Origin of the sequence: Paraliobacillus sp. X-1268 (assembly GCF_003426095.1) — a bacterium.
GTDB classification, from domain to species: Bacteria; Bacillota; Bacilli; order Bacillales; family Amphibacillaceae; genus Paraliobacillus_A; species Paraliobacillus_A zengyii.
In genome coordinates this window covers 54221-68189 of sequence record NZ_QJSK01000016.1, presented here as the reverse complement: position 1 = coordinate 68189, position 13969 = coordinate 54221, and the positions used below count along the sequence as shown (strand labels likewise).

Sequence of the window (13969 nt, the reverse complement as noted above, 5' to 3'; positions counted from 1 at the left end):
TCTATCAAAATGTCTACAGGCATGGAAGGAAAGATCATCGCTATAAGCATAAGAGTCCTTTTGATATTCTAAATCTTGCGTATGAAAGAACCGTTAAAGCAGCATAGAACAACTGTATAAAATTTCCACAATAAAGCAGGAAACGCTTCTTATTTACCTTGTTGTAAAATAATTCAATATTTAGTAAAAAGTTGTTTGGACACTGTTTTGTTTTTCTATATTTTATCCTTAGCTTGACGGCTATGGGTTGTGCCCACGGAAAGGGAATCCATTTGCTGACGTAGCGGATAAGGAAGTCTCACTAAGTCGAAGTTTCTCTCTACTGCGTCGTGTAGAAACAATATAGTACAGGTTTTGTTTTTATTTTTCATTCGAAATATTTAAATTTTTCTTCGATGTAGGGTTGTTGTGATGGTACTGCTGTTAATGTTTCTTCTGGTAAACGAAAAGCAGTTAATTTATTACCGAACACGCAACCTGTATCGATATTTATTGTTTGATTGATTCTTCGTGCTTCTTTGACAGGCGTATGGCCATAAACAATCCAACGATCACTATGGTAATCTTGAGCCCAATCTCTTCTTTCAGGTCTTCCATCATCATGACTCTTACCAGTTATATCACCATATAAAACAAAGACCGCAGTTTCTTTATCCTTGCGACCAATTAGATCTTCTCTGATGCCGGCATGGGCAACAATTGCATTAACTTCTGGTATTGATTCATATAAATCAGCCTGTTCATAAAGTTCGACAAATTGTTTTTTTACTTGAGCTTGTCGATCCTTTGATAGTGCTTGGAATTCAGCAACAGTTGTTTCTAATCCATGCGAAATTTGTACATTATTGCCTAGGAAATAACGATATAATTTATTGCAATGATTTCCTGGTACATAGCGGCCAACTTTTTCTTCCATTACAATACGATTGACAAAGTCAATTGTTTTAATTGATTTTGGGCCTCGATCCGTAATATCCCCTAAAAATACAGGTGTTCGCTTGTCAGGATGATAAGGTATACCATTTTTCCTTTCATAACCTAAGTCTGTAAATAACGCGTGTAGTTCATCATAGCAACCGTGAACATCTCCAATTACATCAAATTTCATCTAGTAGCCTCCTATTCTGCGAATACTTGGTTTAAGTAGTATAAACCAACAGTTTAGGAATCAAACATAAATACTTTTGTTCTATAATGGATATTTAAAACAATACCTATTGCAATTAAATAGGTTAAGGTAGAACTTCCACCATAACTAATAAATGGTAGTGGAAGACCAGTAATAGGAAGTAGTTTAATTGTCATACCAATATTTTGGAAAATTTGATAGGTAAACATACCAATAAACCCTGTAATGAGATAACTTCCAAATGGATCATTACTTTGCAAAGCAATATGAATTAGTCTGTATACTAATAAGAAAAGCAAGGTAATTAAAATACTTGAACCGATAAAGCCAAATTGTTCGGCAATAGAAGTGAAAATCATGTCAGTGTGCCTTTCTGGAATATTGGAAACTTCAAATTCCCCAATTCCTTTCCCGCTTAATTGACCAGATCCTATTGCAAGCATTGCACGGATTAACTGATACCCACCACTTTGTCCATTAACCTCAGTATCTAACCAACCAGTAAAACGGCTTTCTACGTGTTCAAATGGAGTATCCGAAATTAAATCATCTACAGGTTCTGGGAATGTAATGTAAATAAATATTAATGCAGCTATAGTAATCAGAGCTACGATCATTAGCGAGAATATTACTCTCCAACGTATACCTGAGACAAGTACCATACAAAATACTATAGCTCCTAATACTAAAAATCCACCTAAATCCGGTTGTAGCGCAATTAGTCCCATCGGAGGTAGAGCGACTATCAAGACTTTGACTAATAACCAAGAATCACTTTTATTCATATGTTCTTTAAACTTATCATTGTGCATGATAATTAGATGGGCTAGTGCAATAATTAAGAAGACCTTCATAAACTCTGCTGGCTGTAATGTCCCAAGTACAGGGAATTCAAACCAACCCCAAGCCCCACCAGCTTCCTTGGCAATTCCAGGTGGTAAGTGAAAGTGAAGCAGTATTAACATAATCATACCGAATCCATAAAGAATCCAAGATACTTGTCTCAGACGGTCATAGTCAATTAACATAATGACACCTATTACTATGGCTCCGACAATATACCAAACCATTTGTTTAATATAGTAGGTATCATTTAGGTATGGTTGTATCGTATATAAAGAAAAAATACTGATAATCGCTAATAAAATAATAATCGAAATTAACACATAATCTATATTTGCTGTTCTTGTTTTTGATTGCATAATATACCTTTCTTTCTATATATATCTTTTTGGAATTTTATTTTACATACTAGTTATTAGTTTACCTTACTTTGTTACTTTTTTTAAGCAAAGTTTTCAAGTTGTTGATAAAAAGATTGTAAAGAGACTTTCATGTAAAATTGATAGGGTAATTTAATTGACAAAAAAGCATGTGGCGATTACGATAATACGGTCTAGGCGATAAGGAGGCGACCGTTTATGGAACATTTAGATAAACAAGAACGTATACAACTGTGGGAGAAAGTGCAGGACACACTTGTAAATGAACAAATTGATCAATTTCGTGCTGAATTTTTAGAAATTCATCCATATGATCAAGCGAAAATATTTGAAGAACAAATAGAAGAAATACGTTTCCTTATCTACACATATCTATCGCCAGGAGAAATAGCGGATGTGATGGAACAAGTGGATGATGATCTAGTGGAAGAGTTTATCACTGAGATGCTTCCATCATTTGCTGCTCAAGTACTAGCAAATATGGCTACGGATGACGCGGTAGATATTTTAAATGAGATGGATAAAAATAAAGTCGCGAGCTTTTTAACAATTATGGAGAAGCAAGCGTCAGATGAGATAAAAGCTTTACTGCATTATCAAGAGAAAACAGCCGGAAGTATTATGACTACCGAGTTTGTTGTTGTAAATACGGATCAAACCGTTAAAGAGGCAATGCGCCACTTGAGAAAAAAGGCTCCAGAAGCGGAAACTATTTATTATATTTATGTGATTAATCATGAACAAGTGTTAGTTGGTGTTATTTCTTTACGTGATCTGATTATTGCAGAAGGTGATTGGTTAATTTCTGATGTGATGAGTGAGCGTTTAGTAGCCGTTTCTGTTGGTGAAAATCAAGAAGATATCGCACATATGATGCGAGACTATGACTTTCTAGCTTTACCAGTTGTAGATTTCCAAAATCATTTGTTGGGGATTATCACTGTCGATGATATCATGGATGTTATGGAAGAGGAAGCAAATGATGACTATTCTAAATTAGCTGGTGTGTCAGATATGGACGGTCCAGATGACAATGCATTTGTATCTGCAAAGAAACGTCTACCATGGCTAATCATTTTGCTTTTCCTTGGTTTATTTACAGCAAGTATTATCGGACGCTTTGAAGCAACATTAGATCAAGTTGCTATTCTAGCCGTTTTTATCCCGCTAATTGCAGGAATGGCCGGTAATTCTGGAACACAAGCATTGGCTGTAGCAGTTCGTGGTATTGCTACTGGTGATATAGAAAAACAAGGAAAGTGGAATATCTTGGTACGTGAAGCTACAACGGGTATGATTACAGGACTAAGTTGTGGTATTTTAATTACTGGTATCGTGTATATTTGGCAAGGTATGTTTTTCCTAGGTCTTCTTGTTGGTATATCGATAACAGCTACTTTATTTGTTGCAACGATTGCTGGTGCGTTAGTCCCATTGCTTATGGATAAATTAAATATTGATCCAGCTGTTGCCTCTGGGCCATTTATTACCACAATAAATGATATTATTTCTGTGTTAATATATTTTGGATTAGCAACTGCGTTTATGAACTTATTATTATAAAAGAGAGAAGAAATACAAGGGAGGGCATTTAAAATGGAGCATGCTGAGTCTGTTAGCTCACTTTTAATCGTTATTTTAGCCGCTTTTTTAACGCCAATACTCATGCACCGACTGCGGTTAAATATGATTCCAGTTGTAGTCGCTGAAATTATTATTGGACTTATTATTGGTCAGAGTGGATTTAATTTAGTTGATGAAAGTAATTGGTTAGAAACATTGTCTACACTAGGTTTCATTTTTCTAATGTTTCTTAGTGGTTTAGAAATAGATTTTAGTCTTTTTTCTAGAAAGAGAAAGAAAGAAAATAAAGCATCGAACATGCCGAATCCAGTTGTAATTGCAACGATTGTGTTTGTAGGTATTCTACTATTATCATTAGTACTTTCTTATTTATTTGTACTTGCTGGCTTCATTGATAATGTATTCCTAATGACGTTAATTATTTCAACTATTTCATTAGGTGTAGTTGTGCCGACTTTAAAAGAGTCACAAGCAATGAAAACGCCAATAGGTCAAACGATTTTATTGATTGCCGTTATTGCAGATTTAGTAACAATGATTCTACTTGCCGTGTTTGTTTCCTTTTACGGAGAAGGATCAGGAAATATGTGGTTACTACTGATTTTGTTTGGTGTTGGTATTTTGCTTTACTTTGTTGGAAAACATTTTCGCAATCAAACCTTTGTCGAAACAATGTCAAAAGGAACAATTCACATTGGCACACGTGCTGTTTTTACGTTAATTATTTTTCTAGTAGCAGTATCGGAATCGGTTGGAGCAGAAAATATTCTTGGTGCCTTTTTAGCTGGTGCTTTAGTTTCCTTGTTAGCACCAAATCAAGACCTTGTCCAAAAGTTAGATAGCTTTGGATATGGATTTCTAATTCCAATTTTCTTTGTGATGGTTGGTGTTGAAATTAACCTTTGGTCATTATTTGAAGATCCGAAAGTATTAGTATTGATCCCGTTGTTATTTATAGCTTTGCTACTTTCGAAATTGTTGCCTGCTATTATATTAAGAAAATGGTATGATACACGTACTGTTGTTGGTGCTGGAATGATACTAACGACAACATTGTCACTTGTAATTGCAGCAGCAGCAATAGGTGAACGAATGGGCGTAATTGACAGCCAAATGGAAGGTGCGTTAATTTTAGTTGCGGTACTAACTTGCTTAATTACACCACCAATTTTCAAGAAAATGTATGTTCATCAAGAGGAAGAAATCCCAAAACAAGTCATTTCCTTTGTTGGATCTAATCAAGCTACATTGCCTGTTGTAAGAGAATTGGATCAAAATCTATTCAAAGCGCATCTCTATCACACAAGATTAGAGAAAATTGATGAGAAAATTACAAGGTCTGTTTTTGATATAAAAGAACTAAAAGACTATGAAATTGATAACATGGAACAATTGGGTGTTTTTGATGTAGATATAGTAGTCGTTTCAACAGGTGATGAACTTAAGAATGCAGAAATCGCTTGTTATGCTAAGAAAAAAGGTGTCGGACGTGTTATTGCCAGAGCAGAGATGACAAGCACGGATAAATATCTGAAAGAAAATAATGTGGAAGTATTTTCTGTTCTGCTTTCCACCAAGACCTTGTTAAAAGCAATGATTGAGTCACCAAATGTAGTTGATATATTAACAAATCAAGAAAGTGCACTATATGAGATTAATATGAATAATTCGATCTATGATGGGATTATGCTGCGAGAGTTTCCGTTTACAGGTGATGTAATTATGGTTCGTATATTTAGGGATGATGATTCAATTGTTCCACATGGTGATACGAGATTACGTTTAGGGGATCATCTTGTAGTTACAGGTTCATCTGAGTATGTAGAAGAATTACAAAGTATATTAGAGTTTGGTTAATTGAATCGAAGTTGAAACAGTCTGCAGTTAATTGCAGGCTGTTTTTATTAATAAAATTATAAATTGAGTTTCAAGTGAATCTAAGCTAAAATAGTAGTAGGTACTAATAACAACTTATAATATCTATATAGGAGGATTACAAAATGAATTTTTCACTAAAAGGCCGTACATATGTAGTTATGGGCGTAGCGAATAAACGAAGTATTGCTTGGGGGATTGCTCGTTCCTTACATGCTGCTGGTGCACGTCTTATTTTCACCTATGCTAGCGAGCGTTTTGAAAAACCAGTTAAAGATTTAGTTGCAACTTTGGAAGGACAAGAGGCACTTTTTTACGAATGTGATGTTACAAGTGATGAAGCGGTTCAAACAGCATTCGATCATATTAAAGAAGATGTAGGCACGATTCATGGTTTAGCACATTGTATTGCATTCGCGCAAAAAGAAGATCTTAAAGGTCAATTTGTAAATACAAGTCGTGATGGCTATTTACTGGCACATAATATTAGTGCTTATTCATTCCTAGCAGTATCACGGGCTGCCCAGCCATTAATGACAGAGGGTGGCGGTATCGTAACATTAACCTATCTTGGCGGAGAACGAGTTGTACAAAACTATAACGTGATGGGTGTCGCAAAGGCGAGTTTGGATGCTACGATGAAGTATTTAGCAAATGATTTAGGTCAACAAGGCGTTCGTGTAAATGCAATTTCAGCTGGTCCAATTCGCACGTTATCTGCGAAAGGTGTTGGAGATTTTAACTCGGTTTTAAAAGACATTGAAGAAAAAGCACCTTTACGTCGTACTGTTACGCAGGAAGAGGTAGGCGATACGGCATATTACCTACTAAGTGATTTATCGCGTGGTGTTACAGGTGAGATTATACACGTTGATTCTGGATTTAATATCTTAGGATTATCATAATGACGACAAGCGAGCGCAGTTACAAACTGTGCTCGTTTTTTTTACACAAAAAAAGTTAAGTATTTTGAAGCGATGGGCACAACTCTAAAAAGCGTTTCATATAGTAACGTAGGCAAAGGAGGAAACCCATTTGAGTAGAAAAAAGAAGAGATATGCTACACGTCCAGTCCTTTATATTCAACAACCGGATTTTAAGGCAGTTCCAGCTTCCATGCAGACGGATTATTTCACACCTAAAGTGGAAAAGGAAGCGCCTGTTTCACAGGCCTCAGTTCCAACTGAAGCACAAGCACGTACAAGAAAGTCAAAAAAGAAAACAAAATTTATAACGGAATTAGAAACGCCTCCGGAAGATTTAGAAAAAGAGAAAGATGAAGAAGAAAAACGTGAATTAAATGAAGAGGAAAAAGACGAAGAATTAGTTCAAGAAGTTGAGGCTTCAGATAAAGAAGAGGAGGTGGAGCCTCAATCGAAGAATATTCCTACGAAAAAACCATTTTCTGAAATGACAATAGAGGAGCAAGTGGATTATTTAGCAACAAAACCCGCCCATATACCAAAGATGAAGTGTGAAATTATAGCAAAAACGGCTAGATATAGAGGCATTATTACAGCATTTGATGATAATATCGTTCAAATTGAAACATTTAAACGTCCAAAGTTTCATCAAGTAGACATGGAAGAAATTGAATCGATTCGATTATTAGGATTTTAGATTTAACAAAAAAGAAGGGCTGCACGTTGATGTGCCAGCCCTTCTTTTTAAAATATTATAGTGCGCTAATTGCAGGTAGACAAGTGATGTGACAGAAACAATCTAAATCTACTGTGATACAAACGCCAGTTACTTCTAAGTCACCTGTTTTTTGTTCAACTGGAGAACATGGGTCGTCGTGTTGATCGTTAACATCGCGAAGCAATTCTATAACGGCACAGTTGTCTTCAGCAACTTCTTTCACTCGGAAATAAAAGCTACCAAATACATCTTTTAAGTCCTCAACTGGAACACCAAATCCTTTAAAAGGTTTGCAGTCTCCTTTGCAATACAAAATAAATGGTACTGTGTCTAGATTGTTGGCTGATGGTGAAGTATCCCCCAATAAATCAGCAATTGATTGTTCACAGCTTGTTGTACAATCGCTTAATAAATCTGATTGTGCATCTGCAATTTCCCGAAGAATATCTGCTACACAATTACCTGAATCAAACTTTTTTCCACATGTCATAATAATATCCCCTTCCGTTTTTTGTTGACTTGTTCGTCACTTATAACCTATGTAATCTGTTACCTGTTGTGTGGGCAAACATCTTCATGAAAAAAAATATCTTAATTCTTTTTATTTATTATAGATATTCGGACAAAACCGGGCGCTTGTCACTTCCAAATCAGCATTTGTTACATAGACTAGTATCGATTAAGTTTTACACATAAGGAGTGAATAAAAGAATGTCAGAAGAAAAAAAGCCTGAATCGAAAAAAATTATTCATGTTAAGGACTTAGTAATTAAAGCAGATAATGTATATTTCGAGCCATCACATCAACAACACCGTCCGGAAGAACGTCCACGTCCATTTGATGCTTTCTTTGGAAAAAGAAGAGAAGAGGAAGCTGTGCAAGCAGATCATGTAGAGGAAGTACATGATGAGGAAGTAAAAGAAGACAAAGAAGAAATACTTGAAACAGAAAAAAGAGAAGAGAGACGTCCATTTTCATGGTTGTAATTTTTCAGGGGTAGCATTAACTTGTTATCCCTTTGTTTTTAACTTTTTTATAATGTGTTACTAATCAAACTTATAAGATAGGCGGGAGATTTTAATGCAAATACAGCGATTGATTCAACATATTGGGATTATTGGAAAGCACATAGAGAAAAACGAAAAATACTTTCGCTATCCTGAGAAAAAAGCTCAACCAATTATTGTCGATATAGAAAGCCAAATGAATCAATTAGAAAATGAGATGTTGCGGTGGGAAAAATTATTGGAATAGAAGAAAAGTATGTGCATAAAATTCTGAAAAGAGGGTATAGGATATATATAGAAAGGGAGGAATGACTTATGGGTTATGTACTTCCAGTAGACACAAACCAATATCAAAACTATCATAATCGGGTGACCCAACCTGAAAGGGATCCATATCCTATTGAAAAAATATATCCAGCACAGTTAGATATGGACTATCAAAAAGCACCAGACAATAATGATTCGGATATGTCAGAATGGAGTGAGACTGCTAAGAGAAACCAATCTGTCGCAATCCCTCACTATACGATGCCAGGACCAGCAGATGAGATTTATGCTGAGATGACTGGTATTGGTCAGAATATTAATAAAATGATCTAATCAGGATAAGAGGAGAAGCTCACATCGTTTGCACGAATAGAACTTCTCCTCTTATGTATTCTGCATAAAAAACATCTTTATAGGATGATACATTTTGCAGTTTTAATTCATTTTCCAACCATGCTTGATCTTGATTTATTTCTCTCAAATTATCTTTTATTATTTCACCATCATTAATTAAAGAGATCGACAATCTAACGTCTTCTGGATTTAAATTTAAGTCTAAACGAGTAGGCGTTTGAGCGTGTGATGATTTTAGTACGGAAACAGTTCCATCTGTTTCCAATATCGCATATTCTACATCGCGAATAGAGAAAACATCTTTAGAACGAAGTAGATGAAGTAACTGATTCATATCAAGCTTTGCTTTGGCCATTACTTCACGTTGTAATTTGCCACTATGAATGATAAGAGAAGGTCTACCCTCTAACAATGAGCGTGTACGTTTGAATTTTTGTGTTGCTAATTCTGTTGTATAAAGCAAAAAACCCCATAAAAATACGGCAAAGGCAATCTGCGTTATACCTACCTCATCATCAAACAAAGCATTTCCGACTAATTCGCCAAGAACAAGTGCTGAAATAAAATCAAAAGCAGTTAATTGTCTGATTTGCGATTTCCCTAATACTTTTGTAATAATAAATAAGCATAAAAAACCAAAAAGTGTTTCAATGAAAATAGAGCCAATATCTTGCATGAATATCCTCCCCCCATACAACCTGCATACTATCTACATGATGGACAAGGGGAGCAATTTTTATACTAGGAATATATTTCCGCAACCTATGTTAAGACTAATTCTTTTTCCATTGTGACGTGTGGCATGTTAGCGTCGAGAAAAATATCTGAAACGGTACGGTAACCTAGGGCCTGATAAAAACGTTCTGCATGTGTTTGTGCATTTAATTTCGCTGTATAAATGGATTTATTAACTAATGTAGATTCCATTGCTCGCATTAAGTCTTTTCCTAACGCTTTCCCTCTAAATGACTTCAAGACACAGATTCGTTCAAATTTCCCATAATCATTCATAATCCGAAGCCTACCGGCAGCGACAGGTTTGTCGTCTATATAGCCAACAAAATGATACGCTGCTTGATCTAAATCATCATGCTCTAATTCTTTTGGAACCCCTTGCTCTTCTACAAAGACTTCCTGCCTTACCGTATAGGCATCTTTTAATTGTTCACTATTATTTGTTACGTCTTTGATATTCATTTTATATACCCCTTCGATTGTGAAAATTTTATAATAGCATTATTATATCACTTTTCTTTTTATGCTTTTTATTAAAAAATGTAGAAATATGTCGATAATAAAAGTAATCAGATTCTTTAGGGGGAAATATATGAAATGGGGACGCTTTCAAATATCAAGTATTGCAACTAAATTAATGCTATTAATTATTACTATTATTGTAGGTACAGGTGGAATTATTGGTGGGACAAGTTATTTCATGGCTAAAAGTCAGCTTTTAGATGCAGGAAAAAGAGATTTGCAAAGTATAGTGGAAGGGGCATACGCTTCACTAGAATTGCTAAATGAGGAAGTGGAAGCTGGTGATTTATCTTTAGATGAAGCAAAAGATAAGGCACGAATTATATTAAACGGTCCACTTGAAGATGGTGAGTATGCGTATGAAAATTCACACTTCACTTATAAAGAAAATGGCTATGTCTTAGCATATGACGCGGATCTAGTATTGCAGATTCATCCATCCAAAATAGGCGGTGCTCCTGCTGATGAACAAAATAGCAGTAATCGTGCGCGTATTGTAGCAGGTGGAGTTGCAGGTAATGAAGAAGATCACTTTGTAACATATTCTGATCAGCAGTCAGATGGTTCGTTTCGAGATAAAACGGCTTATGTTCAATATTTTGAAGCGTGGGATTGGACAGTTGGTATAGCTGTATTCGAAGATGAATTTTATGAAGAGTTGGACGTTTTAAGATATGTTATTTTGGGTGCGACAGTAGCTATTATTCTGATAAGCTCACTTATTTTTTATGTAGCGATACGTAAGAAAGTAGCTATGTTAAAAGATGTGGCAGAAGCATCTACACAAATAGCTGATGGCAACGTACAAGTAACGAATCTACCTGAATCAAACGATGAAATTGGACAGCTAGCACTGGCTTTTAATAAAATGTCACTGCAGTTACGTGAATTAATAGAGAACGTACAAAATACGAGTGATCATCTAATAGATTCGGCTAATGATTTATCAGCAGTGTCTGAAGAAACATCAGCTAGTAGTGAAGAAATCGGTAATGCTGTCTCTGAGGTTGCGACAGGTACGCAGGAACAAGCAAATGACCTTGAGGACATTAATTACCGCGTAGAAATTCTAACGAAAGCAATTTATGCAATGAATGATCAAAGTAAGCAAATGAAAAATGTTACAACAAATGCTGAGGAAGTTTCTACAGAGGGGATAGCAATTGTTGGTCAATTACAACAGTCTAACGCTGAATCATTGACTTCATCAGAAGAAATAAGTACGGATATTAAGAACTTGTATGAGAAAACAAAAGAAATATTCCATATTATGGAAACGATTGAAAGTATAGCAGGGGAAACGAACCTTTTAGCGCTTAATGCGAGTATTGAAGCAGCTAGAGCAGGTGAACATGGTAAAGGATTTGCCGTAGTTGCCGATGAGATTCGTAAATTGGCTGAGCAATCGAAGGATGCAACATATCAGGTTCGAGAAGTTGTAACAGCTATTACGAGTGAAACAGAAAAGACAGTTGAAACAGTAGGAAGCATAACCCAAACATCACAAAAACTAAATGAAGATGTTTTACAAACACAAAGTAAGTTTAATCAACTATCGATGTCCATTAAGGAGATTGGATCTGCATTACTAGTACTAGATGGTGAGATAGATAAGACAACATCAACTAGTCAAAAAATTAGTGAAGGTATTGAGAATGCATCTAGTGTATCTGAAGAAACTGCTGCATCTGTTGAAGAAATAACATCTTCTGTGGATGAGCAAATTAATGCGATTGCAAATGTTGCAAATTCTGCAGAAAAACTAACTGACTTGAATCAGGAACTAAGTGATTTATTAAAACGATATACAATCTAATTAAAAACACCTTAATCCAGCTTATCCAGATTAAGGTGTTTTTATTGTTTATACGTCGTTTGTGGAGTTATTTTGCGAAGCGATGATTACCTATTGTAATAGTTACTTCTCGAGATAGAATCCAGTTACTTTCTGCTGTTCTTGGATTATAAAAATAAATCGAGCCTTTTCCTTGTCCTCGATATGCAAGTGCTTCTTTGACTGCACGTTTTGATTCGGCATCTGCAGCTTGATTGATCGTACCATTTTGGACTGGTGTAAACGCGTAGTAGCCACCAGCTGAGCGTTCATATATAACACCACTTACTGTATTTGGGAAATCTTTATGATCGACACGATTTAAAATGACTGTTGCAACCGCAACTTTACCTGCATATGATTCACCCTTAGCTTCAGCTTGCACCATTCTTGCCATTAAATCCTGATCACTACTAGAAAGAGTAGATGGAATTATGATAGATTGACCTGGGTAAATCATAGTTCCAATACTGTTATTAGATTGTTGTAAGCTTGCAAGAGAAACACCATAGTTATTTGCAATTTTCCATAACGAATCACCAGATTTAACCGTATAGGATGATGCTTCAACTATAGATGGGATTGTTAATAGCCCCAATGATAAACCAAAAGTTATTGCTAGCTTTTTTATTTTATTCATTTGTAGCCCTCCTTGTAATCTATTGCTCTATTAGAAGGCTACCAGTTGTAACATATATTTTCATGAACCAAAATATTACTATTAATCTAATTTACTTGAAAGGGTAGAATTGGTCTAGGTTTCTAGTTAAGAAGGAAATGTTTACTATATGTGTTTTTTTGGAGGAAGATGGGTGTATTAGAAGGGATAGGTACGATTATTGCAGCATGATGTCAAGCATATATCAGGCACAAAATAGTTGGATATTGACAAACACCAACGTACAGTATTATGATATAAATTGGTAGTGAGGACTATTAAAATAGTACGTCTCGTTAGCTCAGCGGGAGAGCACTTGCTTGACAGGCAAGGGGTCACTGGTTCAATCCCAGTACGGGACATTAAAATGTTAAAAGCTGAAATTTCTTTTGTTACGCCACATGCTAAATGTGTTGCGCCAATTGGAATTTCAGCTTTTTTAAACTGATGCATATATAGTTTAAGCTATGAAACGCGTTTCATAGCAAATTAATTTTTAAAATAGATAAGGAGTTTAAGCATAATGTTTAAGTATTTCCTATTTTGGGCGTATACTATTGCTACATCATAAATATAGTGGTAAAGGAGTAGTTCGCTATGTACATATATTTTTTAGCAAATGCATCTAACCGAGAGGCTGACGATCATGTTTTTGAGATGAAAGCGCGAGATAAATCGCTCTACTTACTTGAAACGGAAACGTTGATTGAAGAACTAGGTGAGAATGATAAGGCTTATCACGTTCTTGACGCGGAACTTGATCTTAAGGATAATACGTATGCTGTGTGTAATAATATTCCTGTAACGGAAGATGGTAAAGCTGAATTTGAACAAAGATTTCAAAATCGGGCTCGAAAAATTGAAAATGAGCCAGGATTTGCAGGTATTAGAGTCTGTCGACCACTTAATTCTGATACGTATGTCATTCTTACATTATGGGAAACAGAGGAAGACTTTCAAAATTGGAAACAATCAAATGCATATAATCACGCACATAAGAAACGTGGAACTGAAAAAGGGCTAGATAAGCAGAAGCCACAAATATTCCCTAGACCCTCTTATGTCGAAACTTATCTAGTGAATGTATTATAAGCTGTTACTTCTATTAATTACGTTCTTTAATTGTCTGTGCTCACTTA

15 protein-coding genes and 1 tRNA gene are annotated in these 13969 nt (G+C 35.5%); 10 read left to right on the top strand and 6 right to left on the bottom strand.

All coding sequences use genetic code 11. The features are described 5' to 3' along the window. Positions 1-367: 367 nt before the first annotated feature. Together prpE and D2K62_RS14715 are read right to left on the bottom strand one after the other, a co-directional pair. A complete protein-coding gene (gene prpE, locus D2K62_RS14720) occupies positions 368-1108 on the bottom strand; it encodes a bis(5'-nucleosyl)-tetraphosphatase PrpE (protein WP_112180160.1) in 741 nt (246 codons plus the stop codon). Between the two features lie 53 nt (positions 1109-1161). Then, on the bottom strand, positions 1162-2331 hold the full coding sequence (locus D2K62_RS14715) for an FtsW/RodA/SpoVE family cell cycle protein (RefSeq protein WP_117161652.1): 1170 nt from the start codon (positions 2329-2331) through the stop codon (positions 1162-1164). Positions 2332-2550: 219 nt separating this feature from the next. On the opposite strand from D2K62_RS14715, the gene mgtE reads away from it, so the two are divergent. From mgtE to D2K62_RS14695, 4 genes are all read left to right on the top strand, one after another. Further along, positions 2551-3915: a magnesium transporter gene (mgtE, locus tag D2K62_RS14710; protein WP_117149540.1), complete on the top strand. Its 1365-nt coding sequence runs from the start codon at positions 2551-2553 to the stop codon at positions 3913-3915. A 33-nt stretch (positions 3916-3948) separates the two neighbouring features. Further along, the gene (locus tag D2K62_RS14705; RefSeq protein ID WP_117149541.1) at positions 3949-5793 is read left to right on the top strand and encodes a monovalent cation:proton antiporter family protein; all 1845 of its coding nucleotides are present in this window, start codon (positions 3949-3951) and stop codon (positions 5791-5793) included. Between the two features lie 143 nt (positions 5794-5936). Beyond that, positions 5937-6716 (top strand): enoyl-ACP reductase FabI, encoded by a 780-nt coding sequence (gene fabI / locus D2K62_RS14700; protein ID WP_117149542.1) that lies wholly within the window; start codon positions 5937-5939, stop codon positions 6714-6716. Positions 6717-6846: 130 nt separating this feature from the next. After that, positions 6847-7431: a CotO family spore coat protein gene (locus tag D2K62_RS14695; protein ID WP_117149543.1), complete on the top strand. Its 585-nt coding sequence runs from the start codon at positions 6847-6849 to the stop codon at positions 7429-7431. A 55-nt stretch (positions 7432-7486) separates the two neighbouring features. On the opposite strand, the gene D2K62_RS14690 is transcribed toward D2K62_RS14695, so the two are convergent. Then, the gene (locus D2K62_RS14690) at positions 7487-7942 is read right to left on the bottom strand and encodes a CotY/CotZ family spore coat protein (protein WP_112180166.1); all 456 of its coding nucleotides are present in this window, start codon (positions 7940-7942) and stop codon (positions 7487-7489) included. Positions 7943-8163: 221 nt separating this feature from the next. Here D2K62_RS14690 and D2K62_RS14685 point away from each other — a divergent pair, with 221 nt between their 5' ends. The 3 genes from D2K62_RS14685 to D2K62_RS14680 all read left to right on the top strand — a co-directional run bounded on the left by D2K62_RS14685 (position 8164) and on the right by D2K62_RS14680 (position 9060). Then, the gene (locus D2K62_RS14685; RefSeq protein WP_117149544.1) at positions 8164-8439 is read left to right on the top strand and encodes a hypothetical protein; all 276 of its coding nucleotides are present in this window, start codon (positions 8164-8166) and stop codon (positions 8437-8439) included. 94 nt (positions 8440-8533) lie between these two features. Continuing rightward, positions 8534-8707, top strand: coding sequence for a hypothetical protein (locus D2K62_RS18800; protein WP_157967402.1), 174 nt, complete (start codon positions 8534-8536; stop codon positions 8705-8707). A 68-nt stretch (positions 8708-8775) separates the two neighbouring features. Continuing rightward, on the top strand, positions 8776-9060 hold the full coding sequence (locus tag D2K62_RS14680; protein ID WP_117149545.1) for a hypothetical protein: 285 nt from the start codon (positions 8776-8778) through the stop codon (positions 9058-9060). A 19-nt stretch (positions 9061-9079) separates the two neighbouring features. Here D2K62_RS14680 and D2K62_RS14675 read toward each other — a convergent pair whose 3' ends face one another. Both D2K62_RS14675 and D2K62_RS14670 read right to left on the bottom strand, forming a co-directional pair. Further along, positions 9080-9757: a DUF421 domain-containing protein gene (locus tag D2K62_RS14675; protein WP_112180169.1), complete on the bottom strand. Its 678-nt coding sequence runs from the start codon at positions 9755-9757 to the stop codon at positions 9080-9082. An 86-nt stretch (positions 9758-9843) separates the two neighbouring features. Beyond that, entirely contained in the window at positions 9844-10278 is a 435-nt protein-coding gene (locus tag D2K62_RS14670) for a GNAT family N-acetyltransferase (protein WP_112180170.1), read from the bottom strand. 130 nt (positions 10279-10408) lie between these two features. On the opposite strand from D2K62_RS14670, the gene D2K62_RS14665 reads away from it, so the two are divergent. Next, on the top strand, positions 10409-12154 hold the full coding sequence (locus tag D2K62_RS14665) for a methyl-accepting chemotaxis protein (protein WP_117149546.1): 1746 nt from the start codon (positions 10409-10411) through the stop codon (positions 12152-12154). Between the two features lie 67 nt (positions 12155-12221). On the opposite strand, the gene D2K62_RS14660 is transcribed toward D2K62_RS14665, so the two are convergent. Beyond that, positions 12222-12812 carry a cell wall hydrolase gene (locus D2K62_RS14660; RefSeq protein WP_112180172.1) on the bottom strand — a complete coding sequence of 197 codons (591 nt, stop codon included), beginning with the start codon at positions 12810-12812 and terminating at the stop codon, positions 12222-12224. A gap of 308 nt (positions 12813-13120) precedes the next feature. Here D2K62_RS14660 and D2K62_RS14655 point away from each other — a divergent pair. Continuing rightward, positions 13121-13192 (top strand) — tRNA-Val (locus D2K62_RS14655). Positions 13193-13427: 235 nt separating this feature from the next. Continuing rightward, positions 13428-13922: an antibiotic biosynthesis monooxygenase family protein gene (locus tag D2K62_RS14650; RefSeq protein ID WP_112180173.1), complete on the top strand. Its 495-nt coding sequence runs from the start codon at positions 13428-13430 to the stop codon at positions 13920-13922. Positions 13923-13969: the final 47 nt, after the last annotated feature.

What these genes read in the sequence shown, in the direction of transcription:
- D2K62_RS14690 (WP_112180166.1), bottom strand. Translation starts at nt 7,942, where the DNA reads ATGACATGTGGAAAAAAGTTTGATTCAGGTAATTGTGTAGCAGATATT.
- D2K62_RS14650 (WP_112180173.1), top strand. Translation starts at nt 13,428, where the DNA reads ATGTACATATATTTTTTAGCAAATGCATCTAACCGAGAGGCTGACGAT.
- D2K62_RS14660 (WP_112180172.1), bottom strand. Translation starts at nt 12,812, where the DNA reads ATGAATAAAATAAAAAAGCTAGCAATAACTTTTGGTTTATCATTGGGG.
- prpE (WP_112180160.1), bottom strand. Translation starts at nt 1,108, where the DNA reads ATGAAATTTGATGTAATTGGAGATGTTCACGGTTGCTATGATGAACTA.
- D2K62_RS14670 (WP_112180170.1), bottom strand. Translation starts at nt 10,278, where the DNA reads ATGAATATCAAAGACGTAACAAATAATAGTGAACAATTAAAAGATGCC.
- D2K62_RS14685 (WP_117149544.1), top strand. Translation starts at nt 8,164, where the DNA reads ATGTCAGAAGAAAAAAAGCCTGAATCGAAAAAAATTATTCATGTTAAG.
- D2K62_RS14675 (WP_112180169.1), bottom strand. Translation starts at nt 9,757, where the DNA reads ATGCAAGATATTGGCTCTATTTTCATTGAAACACTTTTTGGTTTTTTA.
- D2K62_RS18800 (WP_157967402.1), top strand. Translation starts at nt 8,534, where the DNA reads ATGCAAATACAGCGATTGATTCAACATATTGGGATTATTGGAAAGCAC.
- mgtE (WP_117149540.1), top strand. Translation starts at nt 2,551, where the DNA reads ATGGAACATTTAGATAAACAAGAACGTATACAACTGTGGGAGAAAGTG.
- D2K62_RS14715 (WP_117161652.1), bottom strand. Translation starts at nt 2,331, where the DNA reads ATGCAATCAAAAACAAGAACAGCAAATATAGATTATGTGTTAATTTCG.
- D2K62_RS14665 (WP_117149546.1), top strand. Translation starts at nt 10,409, where the DNA reads ATGAAATGGGGACGCTTTCAAATATCAAGTATTGCAACTAAATTAATG.
- fabI (WP_117149542.1), top strand. Translation starts at nt 5,937, where the DNA reads ATGAATTTTTCACTAAAAGGCCGTACATATGTAGTTATGGGCGTAGCG.
- D2K62_RS14705 (WP_117149541.1), top strand. Translation starts at nt 3,949, where the DNA reads ATGGAGCATGCTGAGTCTGTTAGCTCACTTTTAATCGTTATTTTAGCC.
- D2K62_RS14680 (WP_117149545.1), top strand. Translation starts at nt 8,776, where the DNA reads ATGGGTTATGTACTTCCAGTAGACACAAACCAATATCAAAACTATCAT.